The 21608-nt window shown below is 57.0% G+C and carries 24 protein-coding genes, 2 tRNA genes and 1 pseudogene; 14 read left to right on the top strand and 13 right to left on the bottom strand.

Annotation, left to right across the window (positions count from 1 at the left end; all coding sequences use genetic code 11):
* The first annotated feature begins 38 nt into the window (after positions 1-38).
* Both H7B67_RS07020 and H7B67_RS07025 read left to right on the top strand, forming a co-directional pair.
* Positions 39-1136, top strand: coding sequence for an MBL fold metallo-hydrolase (locus H7B67_RS07020; RefSeq protein WP_185119067.1), 1098 nt, complete (start codon positions 39-41; stop codon positions 1134-1136).
* A 9-nt stretch (positions 1137-1145) separates the two neighbouring features.
* Positions 1146-2225, top strand: coding sequence for a bile acid:sodium symporter family protein (locus H7B67_RS07025; RefSeq protein WP_185119068.1), 1080 nt, complete (start codon positions 1146-1148; stop codon positions 2223-2225).
* A gap of 532 nt (positions 2226-2757) precedes the next feature.
* Here the strand turns inward: H7B67_RS07025 and H7B67_RS07030 are convergent.
* Complete coding sequence (locus H7B67_RS07030; RefSeq protein WP_185119069.1) at positions 2758-3303, bottom strand: phosphatidylglycerophosphatase A family protein; 546 nt, start codon at positions 3301-3303, stop codon at positions 2758-2760.
* Between the two features lie 177 nt (positions 3304-3480).
* Here H7B67_RS07030 and H7B67_RS07035 point away from each other — a divergent pair, with 177 nt between their 5' ends.
* Positions 3481-4554 carry a GerMN domain-containing protein gene (locus tag H7B67_RS07035; protein ID WP_185119070.1) on the top strand — a complete coding sequence of 358 codons (1074 nt, stop codon included), beginning with the start codon at positions 3481-3483 and terminating at the stop codon, positions 4552-4554.
* Between the two features lie 6 nt (positions 4555-4560).
* On the opposite strand, the gene H7B67_RS07040 is transcribed toward H7B67_RS07035, so the two are convergent.
* The 3 genes from H7B67_RS07040 to H7B67_RS07050 are packed head-to-tail and all read right to left on the bottom strand — an operon-like array spanning position 4561 to position 8140.
* Entirely contained in the window at positions 4561-5652 is a 1092-nt protein-coding gene (locus H7B67_RS07040; RefSeq protein WP_185119071.1) for a Ger(x)C family spore germination protein, read from the bottom strand.
* A 9-nt stretch (positions 5653-5661) separates the two neighbouring features.
* A complete protein-coding gene (locus H7B67_RS07045) occupies positions 5662-6807 on the bottom strand; it encodes a GerAB/ArcD/ProY family transporter (protein ID WP_185119072.1) in 1146 nt (381 codons plus the stop codon).
* Between the two features lie 7 nt (positions 6808-6814).
* A complete protein-coding gene (locus H7B67_RS07050; protein WP_185119073.1) occupies positions 6815-8140 on the bottom strand; it encodes a spore germination protein in 1326 nt (441 codons plus the stop codon).
* A 171-nt stretch (positions 8141-8311) separates the two neighbouring features.
* Here H7B67_RS07050 and rph point away from each other — a divergent pair, with 171 nt between their 5' ends.
* Positions 8312-9058 (top strand): ribonuclease PH, encoded by a 747-nt coding sequence (gene rph / locus H7B67_RS07055; protein WP_185119074.1) that lies wholly within the window; start codon positions 8312-8314, stop codon positions 9056-9058.
* Positions 9055-9693, top strand: a complete 639-nt coding sequence (gene rdgB, locus H7B67_RS07060; protein ID WP_185119075.1) for an RdgB/HAM1 family non-canonical purine NTP pyrophosphatase — start codon at positions 9055-9057, stop codon at positions 9691-9693. Before rph ends, rdgB begins: the two co-directional genes overlap by 4 nt.
* A gap of 60 nt (positions 9694-9753) precedes the next feature.
* Here rdgB and asnB read toward each other — a convergent pair whose 3' ends face one another.
* Positions 9754-11607 (bottom strand): asparagine synthase (glutamine-hydrolyzing), encoded by a 1854-nt coding sequence (gene asnB / locus H7B67_RS07065; protein WP_185119076.1) that lies wholly within the window; start codon positions 11605-11607, stop codon positions 9754-9756.
* 216 nt (positions 11608-11823) lie between these two features.
* Here asnB and H7B67_RS07070 point away from each other — a divergent pair, with 216 nt between their 5' ends.
* The 3 genes from H7B67_RS07070 to H7B67_RS07080 are packed head-to-tail and all read left to right on the top strand — an operon-like array spanning position 11824 to position 12699.
* The gene (locus tag H7B67_RS07070; RefSeq protein WP_245363258.1) at positions 11824-12174 is read left to right on the top strand and encodes a hypothetical protein; all 351 of its coding nucleotides are present in this window, start codon (positions 11824-11826) and stop codon (positions 12172-12174) included.
* A gap of 21 nt (positions 12175-12195) precedes the next feature.
* Positions 12196-12543, top strand: a complete 348-nt coding sequence (locus H7B67_RS07075; protein WP_185119077.1) for a hypothetical protein — start codon at positions 12196-12198, stop codon at positions 12541-12543.
* Between the two features lie 18 nt (positions 12544-12561).
* Positions 12562-12699, top strand: coding sequence for a hypothetical protein (locus tag H7B67_RS07080; protein ID WP_185119078.1), 138 nt, complete (start codon positions 12562-12564; stop codon positions 12697-12699).
* Positions 12700-12753: 54 nt separating this feature from the next.
* Here the strand turns inward: H7B67_RS07080 and H7B67_RS07085 are convergent, their stop codons facing one another.
* The 4 genes from H7B67_RS07085 to H7B67_RS07100 form a co-directional block, all read right to left on the bottom strand.
* On the bottom strand, positions 12754-13365 hold the full coding sequence (locus tag H7B67_RS07085) for a TVP38/TMEM64 family protein (RefSeq protein WP_185119079.1): 612 nt from the start codon (positions 13363-13365) through the stop codon (positions 12754-12756).
* A gap of 3 nt (positions 13366-13368) precedes the next feature.
* Positions 13369-13791, bottom strand: a complete 423-nt coding sequence (locus H7B67_RS07090; RefSeq protein WP_185119080.1) for an EamA family transporter — start codon at positions 13789-13791, stop codon at positions 13369-13371.
* A gap of 25 nt (positions 13792-13816) precedes the next feature.
* Positions 13817-14206 carry a potassium channel family protein gene (locus H7B67_RS07095; protein ID WP_185119081.1) on the bottom strand — a complete coding sequence of 130 codons (390 nt, stop codon included), beginning with the start codon at positions 14204-14206 and terminating at the stop codon, positions 13817-13819.
* Positions 14207-14319: 113 nt separating this feature from the next.
* Positions 14320-15153, bottom strand: a complete 834-nt coding sequence (locus tag H7B67_RS07100) for a YihY/virulence factor BrkB family protein (RefSeq protein ID WP_185119082.1) — start codon at positions 15151-15153, stop codon at positions 14320-14322.
* Positions 15154-15655: 502 nt separating this feature from the next.
* Here H7B67_RS07100 and H7B67_RS31440 point away from each other — a divergent pair.
* From H7B67_RS31440 to H7B67_RS07110, 3 genes and pseudogenes are all read left to right on the top strand, one after another.
* A pseudogene (locus H7B67_RS31440) lies at positions 15656-15775 on the top strand (phage holin family protein); the annotation flags it as partial.
* A 17-nt stretch (positions 15776-15792) separates the two neighbouring features.
* Positions 15793-15966 (top strand): phage holin family protein, encoded by a 174-nt coding sequence (locus tag H7B67_RS31445; protein WP_425353885.1) that lies wholly within the window; start codon positions 15793-15795, stop codon positions 15964-15966.
* A gap of 87 nt (positions 15967-16053) precedes the next feature.
* On the top strand, positions 16054-16395 hold the full coding sequence (locus H7B67_RS07110) for a lysozyme (protein WP_185119084.1): 342 nt from the start codon (positions 16054-16056) through the stop codon (positions 16393-16395).
* A 368-nt stretch (positions 16396-16763) separates the two neighbouring features.
* Here H7B67_RS07110 and H7B67_RS07115 read toward each other — a convergent pair.
* The 3 genes from H7B67_RS07115 to H7B67_RS07125 all read right to left on the bottom strand — a co-directional run bounded on the left by H7B67_RS07115 (position 16764) and on the right by H7B67_RS07125 (position 18208).
* Positions 16764-16840 (bottom strand) — tRNA-Arg (locus H7B67_RS07115).
* Between the two features lie 70 nt (positions 16841-16910).
* Positions 16911-17471: a GNAT family N-acetyltransferase gene (locus H7B67_RS07120; protein ID WP_185119085.1), complete on the bottom strand. Its 561-nt coding sequence runs from the start codon at positions 17469-17471 to the stop codon at positions 16911-16913.
* Positions 17472-17941: 470 nt separating this feature from the next.
* The gene (locus H7B67_RS07125) at positions 17942-18208 is read right to left on the bottom strand and encodes a hypothetical protein (RefSeq protein WP_185119086.1); all 267 of its coding nucleotides are present in this window, start codon (positions 18206-18208) and stop codon (positions 17942-17944) included.
* 244 nt (positions 18209-18452) lie between these two features.
* On the opposite strand from H7B67_RS07125, the gene H7B67_RS07130 reads away from it, so the two are divergent.
* Positions 18453-18728 (top strand): DUF2642 domain-containing protein, encoded by a 276-nt coding sequence (locus tag H7B67_RS07130; RefSeq protein WP_245363259.1) that lies wholly within the window; start codon positions 18453-18455, stop codon positions 18726-18728.
* A gap of 132 nt (positions 18729-18860) precedes the next feature.
* Here the strand turns inward: H7B67_RS07130 and H7B67_RS07135 are convergent.
* A tRNA-Gly gene (locus H7B67_RS07135) sits at positions 18861-18934 on the bottom strand.
* Positions 18935-19095: 161 nt separating this feature from the next.
* On the opposite strand from H7B67_RS07135, the gene H7B67_RS07140 reads away from it, so the two are divergent.
* On the top strand, positions 19096-20007 hold the full coding sequence (locus tag H7B67_RS07140) for a hypothetical protein (protein WP_342592394.1): 912 nt from the start codon (positions 19096-19098) through the stop codon (positions 20005-20007).
* Between the two features lie 137 nt (positions 20008-20144).
* Complete coding sequence (gene tig / locus H7B67_RS07145; RefSeq protein ID WP_185119087.1) at positions 20145-21434, top strand: trigger factor; 1290 nt, start codon at positions 20145-20147, stop codon at positions 21432-21434.
* The last annotated feature ends 174 nt before the right edge of the window (positions 21435-21608 follow it).

Consider the following 21608-nt stretch of genomic DNA (forward strand, 5'->3'; position numbering starts at 1 on the left):
GATCGCCTCCAGTCAACCTTTTCTATGGGAGGCACACAATGAGAGAAGCAAGCGCGGCGTTGACGAGGCTGAATAACGGTTGGGTGCAGGCGAAGGTGCCGCTGCCCTTTTCCTTGAAATGGGTGAACGCCTATCTTTTGCCGAATGGGAAAAGATGGACGATTATCGATCCGGGATTGCGTACGGAGGAGACGGAAGCGTTCTGGACGGTTACGCTGAGCGAGTTGGGCGTGGATTGGCCGGACATCGAGGCGATCGTTCTTACGCATTATCATCCCGATCATTACGGGTTGGCCGGATGGTTTCAGGAGCGGACCGGCGCTCCGGTACATATGTCCGGAGTGTCCGCCGCCTATGCGCGCAGATTATGGGGAGAGGACGAGACGTTCTCGGAGGAGCTGATCGAGGCGTTTCAATCGCATGGCTTCCCGGACGAGCTGCTGGGCGGATTGAGGGATCATCTATCCGGCGTCAAGAAGCAGGTGCAGCCGCACCCGGCGGAGATCCGGCTGCTGCCGGAGCCCGGAGGGCAGCGGTTCGAGATGGCCGGGCTGACGTGGGAGCCGATCGGCGGAGAAGGCCACGCGCCGGGGCATCGCTCCTTCTACCAGCCGGAATCGCGGATCATCCTGTGCGGCGACCAGGTATTGCCTCATATTACGCCGAACATCGGCTGGCTGCCGGGAGGCGATCCCGATCCGCTAGGCTCTTATCTATCGAGCCTGGAGAGGATGCTGGCTTGCGAGGCAACCTTGGCGCTTCCCGGCCACCGGGATCCGTTCCCGGACTTCCGCGGGCGAGTGGAAGAGCTGATCGCTCACCACGATAGACGGTTGAAGCAGATTGAGAAGCTTCTAGAGGAAGCGGGGCCCATGAGCGGCTTCGAGCTGTGCGACAAGCTGTTCGGCGCCCGGATCAGCGGCAACCCCCACAACCATCGCTTCGCGATGTCGGAGACGATCGCTCACGCCGAACGGCTTGTCTTCTCGGGAGCGGTTGTTCGAATAGGGGCAGATGGGACGGAGACGGGGATGCAGGCGATTCCTCCCTTTTCATCAATCTTGTCTTCGCTCGCTCCGCCGCCGCCTTCGAGAATGCTGACCGGACGCCAGCTCATTCGCTATCGAAGGGCGTGAGGGAGACCGATGAACGGATTATTGTCTTCCCTCGCCCGGATCAACCATGCGCTGGAGAAAATCATGCCGCTGATTACTCCGAGCGCGATCGTCGTCGGCGTTCTGCTCGATGAACGCCTCCGCTCCTTCGAGCAATGGGTGCCATGGATCTTTGCCGTCATGACGCTGATCGGAAGCTTGAAAACCAGCTTCGCGGACATGCTTCGCGTCATCGCCCGTCCGGGCAAGCTGATCGCTCTAATGCTTATTTTGCATGCGGTTATGCCTTTGATCGGTTGGGGAGCGGGGCATCTATTCTTCCCGGACGATCCTTATCTGATTACGGGTTATGTGCTGCTGTTCGCGATTCCGACCGGCGTCGTCAGCGTCGTCTGGGTAACGATCTACGGCGGCAACCTGGCTCTCACCCTTGCCCTGATCCTGATCGATACGCTGCTGTCGCCGCTGCTCGTTCCCGCCACCCTGCACGTCTTGATGGGAACGACGGTTCCGATCGAGACATGGAGCATGATGAAAGGCTTGCTGTGGATGGTCGTTCTTCCATCCATTGCGGGAATGCTCCTCAATCAATGGACGCGGGGCGGAGTCAACCGGACGTGGGGACCGCCTCTGGCTCCGCTCGTGAAGGTAGGGTTGTTCGTCGTCGTCGCGATTAACGGATCGACCATCGCATACGATCTGAAACATGCGGACGCGAAGCTTCTAGGCGTCATTTTCGTTACTCTTATTACCGTTATTCTCGGTTACCTGATCGGCTGGGGAGTTTCCGCGTGGAGAAGATGGGGCCGCGAAGATTCCATCGCGGTGCAGTTCAACTCGGGCATGCGCAACCTAAGCGCGGGTGCGGTACTGGCCATTCAATACTTCCCGGCTGCCGTCTCGCTTCCGGTCATCTCCGGCATGCTGTTCCAGCAGATTCTAGCCGCTACCTTCGGGTACCGCATCGGCAGAAGCCAAAGAAAAGCGGAGACTGAGGCGGAAGTGAAGGCTGAAGTAAAAGCGGAAGTAAAGGCGGAAGTAAAGGCGGAAGTGCAGGCTGATGGATTGGCGGAGGAAGCGAAGACCGGAGCAGTGTCGGAACGGAAGTGAAGGTAGTGCAGTGTCAGGGGCTGTTGCAGAGACGAAAGCTAGGCCGGGGGCGAGGGCAGAGGAGGAAGCGGCAAGGCATCCAAGTCTTGAGATGCACAAAAAACCGTGCAACGCCAGAACCATTACGTTGAGGAAGCACGCAACCGGATGAGATAGTCGAAATAATCGACTAACGTACGTCCCGGGAGCCCATAACCGAGCGAGATAGTCGAAAAAATCGACTAACGTACGTCCCGGGAGCCCATAATCGAGCGAAATAGTCGAAAAAATCGACTAACGTACTTCCCGGGAGCCCATAACCGAGCGAGATAGTCGAAAAAATCGACTAACGTACGTCCCGGGAGCCCATAATCGAGCGAAATAGTCGAAAAAATCGACTAGCGCACGGCCCGGGAGCCCATAACCGAGCAAGATAGTCGAAATAATCGACTAACGACGCGCCACCACCACCCGGATGCAAGCAAAATAAGAAAAAGAGGCTTCGCCCCGAAGCGCGATTCGCGCCGGGCCGAAGCCTCTTCTGCGTCTGCTCTTAGCCGTCGTCCTGAACGGCTTCCAGAGCCGCTTCCCTCTCCGCTTGCTTGCGGTGGGCGATGCGGCTGGAAGCCGCCGCGGCGATGGCGCCGACGATGTCGTCGAGGAAGGTGTGGCATTCCTTGCTGCTCTTGTCGTTGAGCTTCTTCAGAATCCCCGGCTTGAATTTGTCGATGTATCCGAAGTTGGTGAAGCCGATGCTTCCATAAACGTTAACGATACTGAGCGCCAGCACCTCATCGCAGCCATACAGCCCTTCATCGTTCTGGATCATCGCTTGAAGAGGCGGCAGGAGCTTCCCCTCTTCCGCCAGCATATCCAGTTGGATGCCGGTTAGAATCGCGTTCTGCACCTCGCGTTTGGAGATGACCCTCTCCACGTTGTCGACGCACTCCTCGAGAGTCAACTCCGGAAAATAATCCTTCTGAAGCAGCATGACCAATTGGCCGATCTGGCCTTTGGTGACGCCGCGCTTCGCAAGCCACTCTTCCGTCGCGTTCGCGACCTCTTTGCTGTTCAGACGATAGACGTTCGGTTCGGACAAAACGACACCTCTTTCCGACCCTTCTTAGACGGTTTCTCCCGCAAGCGGAAATAATCCATTAACTTGGCCGCTATTGATGGACAAACCGTTCATACAATTCTCTAGGGTCTCGTATATATATTACTACAATCGGGGAGGCCGGTGTTACCGGCGCACCCTGTCCGGGAGGAATTGGAAATGATGCCGATAACCGGCCGTAAGCACGTTCGCAAGCTTCTTGCCGCCCTTTTGCTTTTCCCGCTCCTTGCAGCCTGCAGCAGCTTGGGCGGGGAACGATCGCCGGAGACGGCGGCGATCGACCCGCCTCCTGCGGAGCTCGAGCAGGAGATGGTAAACGCCGCCGCAGATCCGGCGATGGCGCCGCTGGCGTCGGATACCGACGGCCTGACGGTGTATCTGCAAGACAGCAACGGCTTCGTCGCCCCCATGACGCTGAGGCTAAGCGCTGACGAGTCGGACAAGACGATGGAGGAGCAGGCTCTCTCCTGGATGACGAGCGGCACGACGGTCGCGGATCAACTGCCGACCGGGTTCAAGCCTATTTTGCCCAAAGATGCGTCCGTTCGTTCCGTCCAGAAAGATGACAAAACGGCTACCGTTACCATCGACTTCGGGAAGAGCTTCCCGAACCTTCCCGCGAATCAAGAGCGCAAGGCGGTTGAAGCGCTGGTCTGGACGATGACGGAGCTGCCGGGAGTCCATCAGGTAAAATTCACCGTGGACGGCAAGGCGCTCCGCGAGCTGCCCGCTTCCAAGCTGCCTATCGATGAAGTCATGTCGCGGGCGATGGGGATCAACGTCGAACAAGCCTCGGGCTTGAAGCCGAGCCGTTCCATGGCCGTCACCTTGTACTTCGCGGCGCGCTCCACGGACGGGGAAGGGTACTTCGTACCGGTCACCCGCCTGATCGATCGTCAGCCGGACAAGAATCGGGCCGCTCTGGAAGAACTGATCAAAGGGCCTCTGAACAGCAACATCCTGAAGCCCGTCGTGGCTTCGAACATTACGGTCGATAAGCTGGCGGTCTCGAGCGATCTGCTCAGCGTCTCTCTGAAGGACGCTTCCTGGGAGCCCGAAATGCTCGTTCCCGCGGAAACGGTACAGGCCATGGTTCTCACCTTGACGGAGGTCAGCGGCGACTCGAAGATCAAGCTCGCGATCAACGGCAGCGAATCCTTCACGGATACGAACGAGACGACCTACGCGGAGCCGATCAGCCGTCCGATCGCGATCAACGCCGTGGAGCAATAATCCGGATTACCGGATCACGCCCGGTCCTTTGATATGGATGTCGGACTCGACTTTGAATTTCACTTCCGGATAGACCGACTGCCAGTACTTGTAATCCTTCTCCTTGCCGAAATATTGGGACAAGTATTTAAGACCGAACCCATAGGGATCGGTTCCGGAATTTCGGATTTTGATCAGAAGGTCTTCGATCTGCCCGGATAAGCTTTCCTCCATCCGCCGCTCGAGGCCATGCCAATCCCGCTCGAGCAATCCCGGCGGGCTTTCTTCCAGTATCCCGCTTACCCGGACCTTCATCCGTACCGTCGGGACCGTTCCCCGGTCGATCCCGATCTTGGTTCGGAGCTGGGAGACGGTCAAGACGACGCGCGCTTGTTCATCCAGCGGAAGTACGACCTCCGCTTTGGCCGAGCGCGACGTCGTCATTTTGTAGAGCTGGGTCTCTTTCGGAGTCAGGAGGAGGCCCGTTCCTTTTTTGTTCAGGACGACGGCCTGATCGATCACGTAGGTTCGGCCTTCGGCTTTGATGACGGGCAAGATCGGATCGATTCCCCTTTCGTAAGCTTTGCGGACCAAATCGAACAGATAGGTCGTGATCGTATAAGGCGATTCCGTTCCTTCGTTGCCGAAGCTCAGGAACAGCGCGTTGCCAGGATACCGTTCGGACTTGGGGGACACTTTCAGCACGGAGAGCGCGTCCGGTTCGCCGACGGCGAACACGGAAATCATCTGGATGTCGCGTCTCCTGGAGAAGAAGCTCATCGTCTCGGGCGAAGCGGTCCGCAGCAGCGACTTCCCGAGAACGAAAATCCGGCAATGGCCGAATTCCAGCTCTTTGTCGACGTGCGACTTCAAGTGCCGGACGCCTTCCGCGATGGAAGGGGCGTCGATCGTCTCGATCTCGGTCCGCGAGGAGCCGCTCTCGACCTGCGCCGAAGTGATCGCCAGCCGGAGCGAGATGCGGTACGGCTTCTCCGGATTGTCGGTCAAGTCCACGCCCGTCGTTACGACATAGAACCGTTTGTCGATATCCTTCATTCCGCAGCCGCTCACGTTCAGACAGAGGACGAGGGGAAGCAGGATTCTCAGCAATCTTTTCATCGGAGCTCCTCACTGCCCGCTGGACGCGGACGAAGTCGTCGATCGGGATGAAGGAGATGAACGACGTTTCTCGAGTAACGCCAAGACGATGATCAGGACGAAGCTGCCAAGCTCGAACAGGAACCGGACGATAAGCCATAATTCGGTCGCCCACTGGCTGCGTCCTTCGTTCGCCCACAAGGAGAAGAGGAAGCAGGCGGCGCCGAAGAAGGAGCAGACGATCCAATTCGTCTTGGGGACGGGCAATTGCTCGGGCTGCGGCTTGTGGCGGGGATGGCTCGCCTTGATATATTCCATGCACGCATGGAAAACGTTCATCATGAACATCAGGGACAGCAGCGTGAACATGATCAGGAAGATGAACAAGATCCGCTGAATGAACCCGTACTTCAGAGACATGGAGTCGGCGGTTACGCTCCATAAATAGATGTATTGCTCCACTCCCATCGTTCCATGGAGTCCGATAGGGATAAAAAAGGAGACGAAGCCCAGAAACGCTCCGAGCAAGGGAATGGACCACAAGCGCTTGATTCGAAACTTCGCCGGGTACAATCGATTGAACAGGGTCAAGTTCAGATAACCCGTATAAAAGAACGTAGAAGCCGCCAGCAAGGTGAGGGAAGGGGGCCCGGCGACGTAACCGGCAACGATTCGAATGGCATCCCAACTTAGATAAGGACTCGAGAACGCTTTGAAAAGAATGAACAGCAGCAGCGGCATGCAGAGCCAGAACAGAATCTCATTGGCGAACTGAATGGTTCTCGTCGATCGGGATCCGGCGAAGACGCTCGAGACGATGATAAGAAGCAGGAATTGATAGTGATTCATGTCCGGGTTGAAGAACAGCCCCATCGTCTGGGCGAAGGTATAGGAGCCGAGTACTCCTCCCGCCAGCCAAAGCAAACAGGATAAATAGAGCAGGGCAGCGACGATCCAATCGGGAAAATACCTCTTCAGAATCTCCGGAAGTCCCAATTCGGGAAACTGCCGATAGCAATAAACCGTGCCGACGGTCAGAACGGTACCGATTACGATGCCGGCGAGGATGCCTGAGACCGCGCCGTCGAACCGGTGCTTAATCAGAATGTGGGGGACGAACAGCATGACGTTCATCATTCCGATGTAGAAAACGTGGTAGTAGAAGTAGCGGTACATAATGGATTCACCTCGATTGTTCGCGTTTCTGTTGATCCTTTTGCATATTGACCGCCAAATACGGCTGACCGAAGCTTCGCAGGTGACAGAGGTAGACGACGATCAGGAAGAGCGTCACGATGATGCCGACCATTCCGTAGAACGTGGCGACAAGGACAAAAACGTATTTCAGCGCGCGGATGCTGTAGCTGAACGAGCTGTTCGGAATGACGAAGTTGGAGATGGCGACGACGGACGTAACGATAATCATGATGCTGCTCACCAGTCCCGCCTGCTGGGCGGCTTGTCCGAGGATGAGACCGCCGACCGTCGCGGCCGTCGAGCCGACGAACCGGGGCAGCCGGATACTGGCTTCGATCAGCGCTTCGATCATGAACAGCATGATGAACACTTCCACGAATGACGGATACGGAACGGCTGCGCGGCTTCCGTCGATGGAGAAAGCCAGCTGTACCCGGAAAAATTCGGGGTTGTAGGAACAAGCGGCGATATATAAGGCGGGAAGCGTCATGGAGAGAACCATCCCCAGGTAGCGGAATAAGATAATGATTCGTCCCATCCAGAAGGGCTCGTAGTCGTCGTCCATCGCGTGCATGAAATCGAAGAAACGAACGGGAAGCGTGATCGCGAAGCGGCTTCCGTCCACCAGGACGGCGATTTTCCCTCGCTGCAGCAATTGGGCGACCCGATCGGGCCGTTCGGTCTGAAGCGTGATCGGGAACATGCTGAACCGCGCGTTGCCTATGTACATGGCAAGCTGGCCCGACGCTTGGATCAGCTGGGGCTTGATCGACTCCAGCCGTTTGCGGAGCTCGTCCAGCGAGGTTCTGTCTACCTTCTCTCTATCGAATAAGATCATGATGCGAGTTCTGGAGATTTCGCCCTTCTCCATGAGTTCGGCGTTCAGGTTCGGGCTGTTGTAGCGAAGCCGCACCAGGTTCATGTTCATGTCCAGATCTTCCGTAAAAGCGGATTGCGGGCCCTGAAGCGAGGCTTCGACCTCCGTGTCTCCGGGCGCCTTTTGCATTTTACGGATGGCTAAGAAGCTGTAGACCTTGTCCTCGTATTGAAGGAGAACGCATCCCTTGAGCAGAAGCTCCGGCCATTTCTTCGGTTCGTCGGATTTCAAGAAGGTCAGACCCGTCTTCAGCATTCTTCGGAACTCGTCCGGATCGAAGCGATAAGAGAAGGGGACGAGAATGGCGTCCTTGATCTGATCGACGTCGCACATGGCCGGGAAGAAGCACAGCTCCAGGCGGGCGTATCCGTTGTCCATGACCTCGGAGACCAGATCCTTAGCATCGCCGAAGCGAGAGCGAACTTGCTCGATCATTCGGATGAACCCTCCTCTTTTGACACCTATTTCCAACAACCAAACCTTATCTTGCCCAACCGGACGAATATCATCCTGGGTCGAGATAGGTCTTTTCGTGTGCTTTTCATCCGGGACTTTGGTAAAATGGGGGAGGTTTACGATAGCAAAGGAAGTTCAGGAGGAATGACGATGCGAGGAGACGGAAGGCAACCCCGCGACCTGCGGCCGTTCGCCATCACGCTTCATCCGAATAAATACGCGGAAGGCTCCGTGCTGATCGAGATGGGCGACACGAGAGTGCTCTGCACCGCGACGATCGAAGAGAAAGTGCCTCCCTTCCTTAAAGGGCAGGGCAAGGGCTGGATTAATGCCGAATATTCGATGCTTCCCAGAGCGACGCAGGTTCGCAACCCGAGGGAATCGGTGAAGGGCAAGCTGGGCGGGCGCACGATGGAAATTCAGCGTTTGATCGGCAGAGCCTTGCGTTCGGTCGTCAATTTGGAAGCGCTCGGCGAGCGCACGATCATGCTGGACTGCGACGTCCTTCAAGCGGACGGAGGGACCCGCACGACTTCGATCACCGGGTCGTTCATCGCTCTTGCGCTTGCCGTACATAAGCTGGCCGAAGCGGGGAAGTTCGCCAAGTACCCTATCACGGATTATCTGGCTTCCGTAAGCGTCGGAATGCTGAACGGACAAGCCCTGCTGGACCTGAACTACGACGAGGATTCTAAGGCCAAGGTGGACATGAACGTCGTGATGACGGGACAAGGAGCGTTCGTCGAGCTTCAGGGGACGGGAGAGGATTCGCCGTTCGCCCGTTCGGAGCTGGACTCGATGCTGGAGCTTGCCGAGAGCGGCATCGAGCGCTTGATCGCTTGGCAGCGGGAGACGCTGGGCGAGGCCGGCAGCCGAATCGGGACGGTGCTGGCATGATCGGACAAGGAGATACGCTGCTGATCGCGACCCGCAACGCCGGGAAGACGAAGGAATTCGCGGAAGCCTTCGGCGCGCTGGGAATTACGGTTATGGATCTTAGGGAAGTCGATTCGATTCCTGAGATCGAAGAGACGGGCGTCACCTTCGCCGAGAACGCCCTGATCAAGGCGAAGACGGTGGCCGACCTGACCGGGCTGCCGGTTCTCGCGGACGATTCCGGCCTGTGCGTCGATGCTCTCGGAGGAGACCCGGGCGTCTATTCGGCGAGATACGCGGGAGCGGGGGCCAAGGATGCGGACAACAACGCGAAGCTGCTGAGCGAGCTTGCGGCGCTGCCCGAGCTTCCCGTCGTTGAAGCGGAGGGACCGCAGGGCAAGAAGCTGCTCAGCTCCGCCCGCTTCGTGGCCTCGCTTGTCCTGTACGAGCCCTCCACGGGCGAGAAGACGACGGCGGAAGGAGCCGTCGAAGGCTATATTATGGATAGCGCCAGCGGCGAAGGAGGCTTCGGCTACGATCCGCTGTTCTACGTTCCGGAATTCGGCCTGTCGATGGCCGAGATGAGCGTCGCCCGGAAGAATGAGATCAGCCATCGCGGCAAGGCTCTGCGCTTGCTGCTGGAGAAGCTTCGATAATCCGCGAATAGGGTGCTGCTTCCCAAGTCGTCGCGACTTGGGCGGCGGCACCCTTCTTTTTTACACGATTTTAACCTTGTAATGCCGAAGCCAGAAATCGAATTGCAGCAGATAGGCGAACAGCTGCGGGGCGGACATCAGCTGTCCGAACCAAGGCAGATGGGAAGTGCTGTCGGCGGTCTGAGCCATCTCGCGCACCTTGGGGACGTTGATGAGCGGATGAAGCGGGGAATTGGAATCGTCCAGCTTCTCCAGCAGCAATCCGCGGACGGCATTGAGGTAGCCGGGGTTGTGCGTCTTCGGATAGGGGCTCTTCTTGCGATAGAGCACTTCCGAGGGCAGCGCTCCCTCTAGCGCCTTCCGCAGGATGCCTTTCTCGCGGCCGCCCGCCATCTTGAGCTCCCATGGGATATTGAACACGTAGTCCACCAGCCGATGGTCGCAGTACGGCACCCGCACCTCCAGGCCGACGGCCATGCTCATCCGGTCCTTGCGGTCGAGCAGCGTCGGCATGAAGCGGCTGATGCTCAGGTAGCTCATCGTGCGCATCTTCCGCTCGGCCTCGCTCTCGCCGGGAAGATGCGGGACTTCCGCGACCGCTTGGGAATATCGGTCTCCGAGATACTCCATCGGCCGGATTTTCTCCCTTAGCTCGTCGGACATCACGCTCTCCCTAAGCTCGGGGAACAGCGACCAGCCGAACGTCCGGGCGTTAAGCGCCTCCGGACGATGGAACCATGGATAGCCCCCGAAGATCTCGTCGGCGGCTTCGCCGGAGAGGGCGACGGTGGCCCCCTTCTTGATCTCCCGGCAGAAGAGATACAGCGATGCGTCGATATCCGCCATGCCGGGGGAATCCTTCGCGAGGACGGCCGCTTCGAGCGCGCCGACCAGCTCGGGAGTATCGAACTTCACGTAATGGTGCTCGGTGCCGAGGTAGTCGTGCATTTTCTTGATCCAGGGAGCGTCGGAATTCGGCTGGTAGTCATGGGCGGTGAAAAATTTGTCGTTGTCCACGTAATCGACCGAATACGTATGAACCTGGCCTTGCCCGGTCTGTGCGTAATATCGCACAGAATGGGACGTCAGGGCGCTGGAATCGAGACCGCCGGAGAGAAGGGTGCAGATCGGAACGTCGGAGACGAGCTGGCGCTCGACGGTATCGTACAGAAGCTCCCCGACGCGCTCGGCCGTCGCCTGCTCGTTATCCTCGTGGGGGCGGCTCTCCAACTGCCAATAAGGATAAATTCGCATTCCGTCTCGGTCGTAATGCATGCAGTGTCCGGCCTTCAGCTCCGACATGTCTTTCCAGATGCCCGTACCCGGAGTTCTGGCCGGACCGATGATGAACAGCTCCGCCAGCCCTTCGCCGTCGATCTCCGCCGGTACGTCCGGATGCGCGAGAATCGCTTTCGGCTCCGAGCCGAACAGCAGCCGTCCTTCTTCGCGCCGGTAGAACAGCGGTTTGACCCCTAGACGATCCCGAGCCATGAACAGCCGCTCCTTCTCCGTCTCCCAGATCGCGAAGGCGAAGATTCCGTTGAATTTGTCCAAGCAAGCCGGTCCCCATTCCACGTACGAGAGGAGAAGAACCTCCGTGTCGCAGGTGGTGCGGAACGAATGTCCCAGCGATTCGAGTTCCTTTCTAAGCTCGGGAGCGTTATACAGCTCGCCGTTATATACGACGACGCAATCGTGTTCTTCGGCGTACTTGGCCGGTCTGACCATCGGCTGGGCTCCTCCGATGGGATCGATGACGCTCAGCCTCCTATGTCCGAAGGCGCAATGGCGGGACAGCCACGTGCCGGAAGCGTCGGGGCCTCTCAGCTCCAGCGTTCGCGTCATCCGCTCGACCGTATCCAAGCGCGTCGTCAAATCCTCTTGCCAATCAATCCATCCCGTTATCCCACACATGTCATGCATTCCTCCCAGAGAGACCTTCCGGTCGATCGAACGAATTCGCAAGAAACCGAGATAAACATCCCGCTTACACCATATTCCGCTAAGCTCCTTTTTGCGCCTAGGTACCGCAGAGTGGAGGGGGAGGCGACATAAGATCCGGCGAAATGGGTAACCTGAATGGGAGCAAGCTCACGATTCAGGAGAGTTCAGGGAAGGGGGGAGCCCGAGTTGGGAGCCCATATGACAGAGCACGGACAAGAAGCTGCGGATAAGCGCAAGACGTACTATGTGGCGCTTGGAGCCGGGCAGATCCTGGAGGACCGGGAGGCGGCGCCGTTCGAATACGAGATTCGCGCGAACGAGGAAGAGCTGAACAAGCTGCAGGAGCTGTTCGAGGAGCTGGCCAGCGCGGACGAGGCGACGGCGTCGCACATGATGAGCGCGATTCTGGTATCCGCGTCGGATGAGGATATGAACGCCGATTACGATCATCAGTTCCAGAAAGTCTATCAGTTGATTTACGAGCTCGGAACGGAAAAGACGAAGCGCCACATCGAGTCCATCGGCGTCGTTCATTGAATCCGGCGGAGGACGATTCGGATGATTACGATTCGGAACGCGGAATTCCGCCGGATTCTCGATCGAGGGGGCCAGCGCTTCGCCGAAGTCGAGCTCGACACCAATCAGGCGAGCGCTCCCCACCTGTTGGCGTATTTTCGCAAGGAAGGGAACGGACGCTATCAGCTTGTGAGGGTCATCGCCGACGATGCCAAAGCAAAGTCGGATACGGACGAACCGTACGTCGGCGCTTTTGCCGATACGTTGGACGTCACTTCGCTGCTTTTTGCCGGGCCGGACCATGGGGCGTTGGAGGACCGGATCGCATTCGGTTACCAGATACTCGATTTCGGGGATATTCGCAGCCAGCTGGACAGCCAGCTTCGCTGAAGGGAGGGAGGAAATACGATGGCTCGGAACAGGAAGAAGAACAAGGGCAACGAGTATGCGGAAAGAGGGGAACAGTTCGCGGAGAACGTCATCAAGGAGACGAACGATTCTCCGCATCCCGCGCAGAACGCGCCGGCTACTCCCCATAACAGATAAGGAACCCCGTCCGTCAGAACCGCCTGCGATCGCTAACTTTCGCGGGCGGTTTTGCTACGCGCGTTTCTCTTTTAGCCAGATCCGATAGCCCGCGTATCCGAGCAGGAAGACGATCGCGTACGCGCCGAGGAAAATCAGAAAGCTGCTAAGGTCAGCGAACATGCTTTTGCCTATGTAGGAGAACAGCAGGATGGAAGGGATCTTGCCGAGAGCCGAGGCGAGGAGGTAGGGGCCCATTCCGATCGAGGTCAAGGCGGGATAAACATTCACCAGAGCCTGCGGGATGAGCGGAACCAGCCGCGCCGCAAGCACGGCGAGAAAAGGACGCTTCTCCATGGCGTCCGCCAGCTTGGCCATTCCTTCGAACCGTTCCAGATAACGCTTCGCGGGCTCCCGGAACAGATAACGCGCGAGCGCGAAGACGAGGACGGAGGCGGTCGAGGCGGCCAGCCAGCTGATCAAGGCGCCCATGAGCGGGCCGAGCGTCCATCCGAGCGTTCCGATCACGACCTTGTACGGAACGACGGGGACGAGCACGAGAGCTAAAGCGACTAGATAAACGATTCCGTAGTCGGCATCGGAGAGGAACTCTAGCAGTTCGTTCCGATAGACGGCTATCCATCCTATGACAAGAATGGATAGCAGAACGGTGACGATGCGTTTCAAGGGTTAATTAAGCGCGGCGAGAACGGCCCCGATCGCGATAAGGCCGATGCCGATTCCGTTGACGAGCGAAACCTTTTCCCCCAGGAAAATCAGGGCCAGAACGACAGCGAAAACGACGCTCAGCTTGTCGATAGGGCCTACCTGAGAGACCTTGCCGTTCTTAAGCGCGATAAAATAGAACAGCCAGGACAGCGCTCCCGCCGTACCGCTTAGAACGATAAATAGAAGCGCTTTGCGATTGGCTAGAATCTCGCTAAGCTGCCCGGTCTTGCCTTGGACGAACACGACGGCAATGAGGAACGCCGCCATGATCACGGACCGGATCGCGGTGGCGGCGTTCGCGTCCAGTCCCTTCAGGCCGATCTTGCCGAAGATGGCTACTAGTGCCGCCATAACGGCCGAGAGCAGCGCATAAACAAGCCACATGGGAACGAGCCTCCTGATATAAGCATCAATTTTCTTCGCGCGGTTCGCCGTTGTTCTTCGAGAGCTTCTTGGCCGCCTTCTTCCCGTCTTTGCTCTCCTTCGAGAAGTGGATCCCTTTGGCGACGGAGAAGACGAAGCCGAAGATGACCCCGATTCCCGCCAGCGTATAGATCATCGTGAAGATCTTGCCGAAGTCCGTCCGCGGGCCGAGCTCGGGCGTTCCGACCGTCGTCAACGTCATGACGCTGAAGTAGAGGGCATCCAGATAGCCGAAATCCTCGACCTGGCGATAGAACAAGGTGCCCGACAACAGGATAAGCAAGGTGGTGATGAACAGGTTGCGGAAACGCTTGTCCTTGAAGGAATGCCGCAGTCCGGTCAGCATGCGTTTGAGGGTCAGGATGAAAGAGACCATGTGGCGAACCTCCGGCCGTATTCGTGCGGATTTTTCCGCAGTTCTACGGGTTAATGTTACATAATCGGACGAAGACAAGCAATCGGTTAAGGCTCTTTAAGGCATCGCCCGAGTTACAATTGCTGCTTATTATTCGCAAATTCGGCGTTCAGAATGCCCCCGACCAGCAAAATGATGGAGCTGAGATACAGCCAGATTAGCAGAACGATAACCCCGCCCAAGCTGCCGTACGTTTTGCTGTAGTTGCCGAAGTTGTTCACGTAGAAGGAGAACAGCAAGGACGACGCGATCCAGCCGATCGCCGCGAAGACGGAACCCGGAATGACCTCGGACCACGTCAGCCGGCGGTCGGGAGTCATCCGATAGAGGAGTAGGAAGACGCAGAACAACACGACGACCGGCACGACGATTTGAAGGACGGACCATATTCTCGACCAGTGCTCCGGAGCTCCCAGCCGCGTAAGCAGCTCCTGCTGGATGGTTTCGCCGAACACGAGCAGCGCCATGCTTACGATAATAATGGCTGCCAGAACAAGGGTGGCCAAAAGCGAGATCCCTCTCACTCTCCAGACCGCCCGATGCTCCTGCTCGCCATAGGCTTTGTTCAAGCCTTTGATCATGGCATTCACCGCTCCGGAAGCCGACCAGATCGATCCCAGGAGACCGAACGACAGCAGCGCCCCGCTTTGGTTCGCCGTCACCTCGTTCACGACGTCGCGGATCGAGCTTCCGGTCGCGTTGGGGAGCAAGCGGACGAGAATGTCCATCAACGTGTCCGAGGACAGCCGGAAGTGGCCGATCAAGCTGATCAGGAAGATGAGGAACGGGAAGAAGGCCAGTATCAAATAATAGCTTAACTGCGCGCCGAGAGAGACGACGTCCGTCTCGCGGAACTTCGCGATCAGGCTTCGAACGCGCGGCGGCAGCCGATTCATAAGGGCATTCATCTATGTACCTCCTTCGTTGCCTAGCAGTCTGCGGACTTCTTGTCCTTATCATAATCTGGAGCGCGCGAAAGTATGATGGGGACGAGGGGCGCCTTACAGAATCAGTACCCCAAAATTACGGACAATAAAAGAACGAGAAGCTATCAACCTCTATTGGGATTCGGCAGATTCGCCTTCACGCCGGGAAAGCGAATACCGAAATGCCAGATGGTTCAAGTCGGCGGAATCGGCTTAATTACATTGCAAAACGAATTGGAGGCGATCAGGAATGCTTCATTTCTACCGCACCTGGGTAGCTGCCGGGATGATCCGACTTTCGGCCGTCCCGGAGCCCTATCAGAGCAAGCTCCGCGACGAAGGGATCACAGACAGCGCGGATGAATAATCGCAAACGTATTTGAGGTCGGGCCGATGGCTCGGCCTCTTTTCTATATAACTGAGAGCAGAGGAGAAGATGAATCCAATGGGCTGAATGGGCAGCGGTTGCTATTCGCACTAATGATTGATTGTCGATTACATTACCGACGTTGCCGGGGCTATCAGAACCAAGACTCTAAATTCCGATGTAATGCATTGGGTCATTATCCGAAAAGTTACAGTTCTGTTTGCGGTTGTCTTGGCGGCGGCCATGCTCGATGACTGGATCCTAGCGACGGCTATGCTTCGGACAGGGCAGCAAACGGCAGCGCGATCTTCAGGACGGCGGCAATATTCTTCTACGTTGGCCGCGAAGGCTTATCCGTAGCCCGTAACCTCGGGACGCTGAAGGCTCCGATGCCGAAACGGATTAATCAGCTTCTTAAACAGCTTTAGGAGAAGGGGGACGAGATGAATGACTCGTAAAATCTCGCAAGAGGGTATCGATCTTATTAAATCCTTTGAAGGCTGCCGTCTGACGGCTTGGCTTATAAGCCAGTGGCGGCGGAAACTTATTGGACCATTGGTTGGGGGCACTACGGCGCGGACGTTAAGCAGGGCATGACCATCACGCAAGCCGAGGCCGAAGCCATGCTTGTAAAGGACTTGGACAAGTACGAGGCTTACGTCAATAATTCGGCCTATGTCCCGGTCGCCGCGCAGCTCACTCAAAACCAATTCGATACTTTGGTGAGCTTTTGCTACAACTGCGGGGCCGGCAACCTCAAGACGCTTTGCGCGGGCCGGACAGCGGCGGAAATCGCCGCGAGCATTCCTAAGTACAAAGGGCAGCGGCCAAGTCTTAGCCGGTCTGGTGAGACGTAGGGCGGCCGAAGTGGCGTTATTCAATAAGGAGGATGAGAAGGATATGGCAGAGTCGGAACCGAGCAAGACGGGGTTTATTGACGTACCGGCGGGAAATTGGGCGGAAGACGCGATCCTTGCGGCCAATGAGGCCGGTATCATGGCAGGCAGTCGGCGGACACTTTCGGGTAGGCCAACCGGTCACCCGCGAGGAGCTGGCGGCCGTTGTAGCCATGCTATTGGAAAGAAGATAAGAGTAATCAGCCCGGAGGGTTCTTTAATCGTTTTCTCATACTTCATCAAGAAAGCAAAAAACCTCGGATTGCCTTTATCTCTCTAGGCTTCCGAGGTTTTTAAGATTGGATCAATCGTGTTAATGCTTATGTAACTGGCGTCCCAGGAGGGATTCGAACCCCCGACAACTCGCTTAGAAGGCGAGTGCTCTATCCGACTGAGCTACTGGGACACAGCCAGATTATATTAACACAGCCGGACCGGAAGCTCAAGTACAAATTTGGGAAAAACGAAAGTCCGATTCACAAAAGCTTGATCATATGGCGGAACGGGTGAGCGTTGATGGTCACGTCCTTGTCTTGAACGTAGCCGAGTCTGCGGTACAGGGCATGGGCTTTCTCGTTGGCGTAGTCCACATTCAAGGCGATCTTGGAGTGGCCTAGCCGGACGGCCCACCGTTCGGCTGCTTGGATGAGCTCGGTTCCGTAGCCTCTTCCGGAATAGGGAGCGAACACGGCGAAGGAATCGATGTAGAACTCGTCCGGATCGGTTTCGACATCCAGAGCGGCATCCGGATTGCCGAGTTTACGCTTCAGGCGTTCCAGGATGGGCTTGTCCAAATCGGCGGCGTCCTTGCCGTGGTAGCAGAGGATCATTCCCGCGACCTGGCCGTCCGCTTCCTTCACGAGTATGTGACGGAAGCTGAAGCGCGTGCCTTCCGTCCGGTAGAATTCCAGCAGCCGTTCGGCGGCTTCCTTCTCGGTTGTCTCCCCGGTCAATTGCAGGGCGATATCTTGGATCGCCCGAATGATGAGCTGAACGACGGGCTTGCCGTCGTCCGCTGTGGCGTGTCTGATCGTCATGGCGAAGTTCTCCTGATGGGTTATTAAGTTCATGGCAATACATGTTGAGATATAGGCAGGCTCTAAATCCGATGCGGTCGGGGGACAGGGCGAATTTGAGTCCTTTCGTTTCGCTGTAAGCCGATAATGTCGGCTTACAGGCCAAAGGCAAGGCATTCAAGCTGCTGTAAGCCGATAATGTCGGCTTACAGGCCAAAGGCAAGGCATTCAAGCTGCTGTAAGCCGATAATGTCGGCTTACAGGCCAAAGGCAAAGCATTCAAGCTGTTGTAAGCCGATAATGTCGGCTTACAGGTCAAAGGCAAGGCATTCAAGCTGCTGTAAGCCGATAATGTCGGCTTACAGCAGATCTTCCCGTAAATGTCGGGCTGAAGGAACAATGCCCTTAGCTTGTCCTACCCGCTCAGCCCCTACAAACGCGGCTGAAGGGGGGCGGAACTTAATCCGCATCCCCCGCCCGCGGTGCCGGGGCTAATCGTCCGCGCGATGAATGCCTCCGCCGTGGAAGCCCGGACCCGGCCCGTGAAATCCCGGCCCGTGAAATCCCGGTCCATGAAATCCGGGACCGGGGAACGGCCCATGGCCGTGGAAGCCCGGACCCGGGAAGAACGGTCCGAACGGAACGAGCGGGAACGGGAGCAGCGACGGCGGGTAAGGGTACGGATAGGGATACGGCGGATAGGGCGAATAAGGCGGATAAGGATAAGGTTGATAAGGGCCGATAGGGCCAAAGGCCATAGCGATTCCTCCATTAACGTCTCAGGATGATATCAGCCTATGCCCGGAATTCCCTCGTTGACACTGAACGCTCGGATCGCCTAGAACAGACGCACCAAACCCTTTTTCGCCGTTCTCGCGCCTCTTCTTTCTATAATATAGGATGAAATTCCTGCCTGCCGACCTTAGATTAGGTGAATGCCCATGTTGCTCCGCTGGGCGACTGCATATGCTAGGTCGAAACCCATGCTAAGGAGTGAATGGTTTGTATCAAACTCACGCGCATCCGCTGGTAAGTCCGGCCCAGGCTGTCTCTCCCGCACAATCGGTCGCCCCCTATACCAGCGTCTCTTCCATCGATCCATACGTCGTGGAAGCTTTGAGAAGACTGACCGGGCGCTGCGTATGCTTCGAAACGACAAGGGGAGGGATCGAAGGCACCATCATCGACGTCAAGCCGGACCACGTCCTCCTGCAGCTGTCCCACAATCGCCAGGCATGCGTCCGCATCGCCGAGATCGTATGGACGATGCCGCTATAGCCGATGTTGGCACGAAGGATTGGGCTGCCGCCGAGCAGCCTTTTTTCTTTGTTCAATGCAGCGGGCAAGACGAAGCAAATTAATGCAAAACGAAAAAGCCCTGCATCGCAAGGCTTCGGATGGATAAGGCTATGGAGCGGGTGAAGGGAATCGAACCCTCGCCTCAAGCTTGGGAAGCTGGCGTTCTACCATTGAACTACACCCGCAAGAATCTATCGCTGCAAATATATTAGCATACCGGCATGGCCAATTCAATCCGAAGGGCGGAGCGGACGGAGGCATTTTCCTTTTTGGGGGAACTTCATGGTATAATGCGGAAGAATCGGCAACCGAAGGCCTTGCGGCCGAGCAGGAAGGGGTTCGCCTTGTGAGTGAAGCGAAAGACAACTTGGTCTTGTTTCCCAAGACATTGGATTATTATCAGATACAACTAACGAGAATGCTCGAGACCGAGAGATATGCCGATGCCAAAAGCCTGCTGAACTTCCTGCTGCAATGCGGGGGAGAAGCGGAGCGTCATCATACGGAATGGGAAGCGTTGCTCGGGTGGCTGGAGGCCGCCTTCCCGGAAGCGGAAGGCGGCGACTTTACCGGAGAAGCCTTGATGGAGGACGAGGAGGATGCCGAGGATGCGTTAAGGCAGAGGCTCGCCGATCGTTCGGGACAGGATGCGGATTATATTCCGCGCCTGCTGACCAACTTATCCGAGACGGACGATCCCGAGCAGCAGCTGCTCATCCTGGGCCAACTGAATTATTTGGAGCATCCCGAGCTGGAAGGCGCCGTGCGGAAGTGGCTGCTTGATGCCGAACGCCACGCCGTCGTTCAGTTTCGGGCGCTGCAGATGCTTCGCCGCCAAGGGGCGTCGGGGCCTATCTACATGCTGCGCGAAGGAGAGCTGTTATCGGTAGAAGCGGAAGCGACTCCCTTGCAGTTCGACGATTTTCCTCCGGCCGTCTTGAACGTGCTCGACCGGGTGCGTCAGGCAGCCGAGGTATCCGATCCGACGCTAAGCTACTTCGCGGAAGAGATGTGGAAGGAATGCGTCCAGGTCGCTTACGGTACTCCGGTCTTTCGCCTGATGATGGAGGACGAGGACAGCTCCTCCGATACCTGGGCGGCGGCCCTGCATCAATTCCTGACCGAGAAGCTGCACGGAATCCAGAGCGACGAATGGGTTCGGGAGCAGTACGGCATCACCGGAGATTTGAGGTTCCGGTACGAGCAGGCGCTGCGTTGGCTGCGCATGTACGCGGGAGAATTGAACGCGGATTCCTAGAGTCTGGCCGTTCGTCTTGCCGTTCGCCAGGGCGATGATTCGGCCCTTGAAATGATGAGTAGGGTTGATTATAATAGAATGGTTTATGTTATGCTGCCGCTAGGTCGGCAAGCCGTCTTCGGAGGGGAATGCAAATTATGAAAGCAACTTGGGAAAAAATAGAAAAGAACGTCGGCCTTCTTGAGGTCGAGATCGATGCGGAGCAAGTCTCAGGCGCATTGGACAAGGCATTCAAGAAAGTCGTTCAGAAGGTTAACGTTCCTGGATTCCGCAAAGGCAAAGTGCCTCGCTCGATCTTCGAAGCCCGCTTCGGCGTAGAGAGCCTGTATCAAGACGCGATCGATATCCTGCTTCCGGACGCTTACAGCGAAGCCGTAGACCAAACGGGCATCGTGCCGGTCGACCGCCCGAGCGTCGACGTCGAGCAATTCGAGAAGGGCCAAGCCTTCAAGTTCAAGGCTAAGGTTACCGTTAAGCCGGAAGTGAAGCTGGGCGAGTACAAAGGCCTGGAAGCTCCTGCGGCCGACGCGGAAGTGACGGAAGAAGAAGTGAACGCCGAGCTGAACCGCCTGCAGCAGCGCCATGCCGAGCTGGTTGTCGTTGACGAAGGCCCCGCTCAAATGGGCGACATCACGATCATCGACTTCGAAGGCTTCGAGAACGGCGTGCCGTTCGATGGCGGCAAGGGCGAGAACTACTCCCTGGAGCTGGGCTCCGGTTCCTTCATCCCGGGCTTCGAAGAGCAAGTGGTCGGCCTGAACATCGCGGAAGAGAAGGACATCGAAGTCACGTTCCCGGAGAACTACCATGCCGAGAACCTCGCGGGCAAGCCGGTCGTATTCAAGGTCAAGCTGCACGAGATCAAGCGCAAGAACCTTCCGGCCCTGGACGACGAATTCGCGAAGGACGTCAGCGAATTCGATACGCTGGATGAATACAAAGCCGATCTGACGAGCAAGCTTAAAGAGCGCAAGGAGAAGGACGCCGAAGTCGCTCGCGAGTCCGCGATCATCGATAAAGCTTCCGCTAACGCGGAAGTCGAGATTCCGGAAGTCATGATCGACAGCGAAGTGGACAACATGCTGAAGGACTTCGAGAGCCGCCTGCGCCAGCAAGGCATGACTCTGGAGCTGTACTACCAATTCAGCGGCCAAGACGAAGCGGCTCTGAAGGGCCAAATGAAGACCGACGCCCAGAAGCGCGTTCTGAACAACCTCGTTCTCGAAGAAGTGGCGAAAGCCGAGAACCTGGAAGTGTCCGACGAAGAGCTGACCGAGGAGCTGAACAACCTCGCGAAGATGTACGGCCGCACGGCGGACGAGCTTCGCGACATCTTCACCTCGAACGGCTACATCAGCACCTTGACAGCCGATCTGAAGGTTCGCAAAGCGGTCGCATTCCTCGTCGAGAACAGCAAGAGCGCGTAATCGATATCGGTTCCGACATAGAAACAAGGCACGTGGCTAAACCGCGTGCCTTGTTTTTCACCCTACATAAGCCTGAATCCGAGCGCGCATTACCGGCTCGCATGACATTGGTCATTGAACGTGTTAGAATATTACCGATACTCGAAACGCCACGCATTTAAGCCCATTAGAGAA

Origin of the sequence: Cohnella thailandensis (assembly GCF_014212135.1) — a bacterium.
In the GTDB taxonomy this organism is placed as follows: Bacteria; Bacillota; Bacilli; order Paenibacillales; family Paenibacillaceae; genus Cohnella; species Cohnella thailandensis.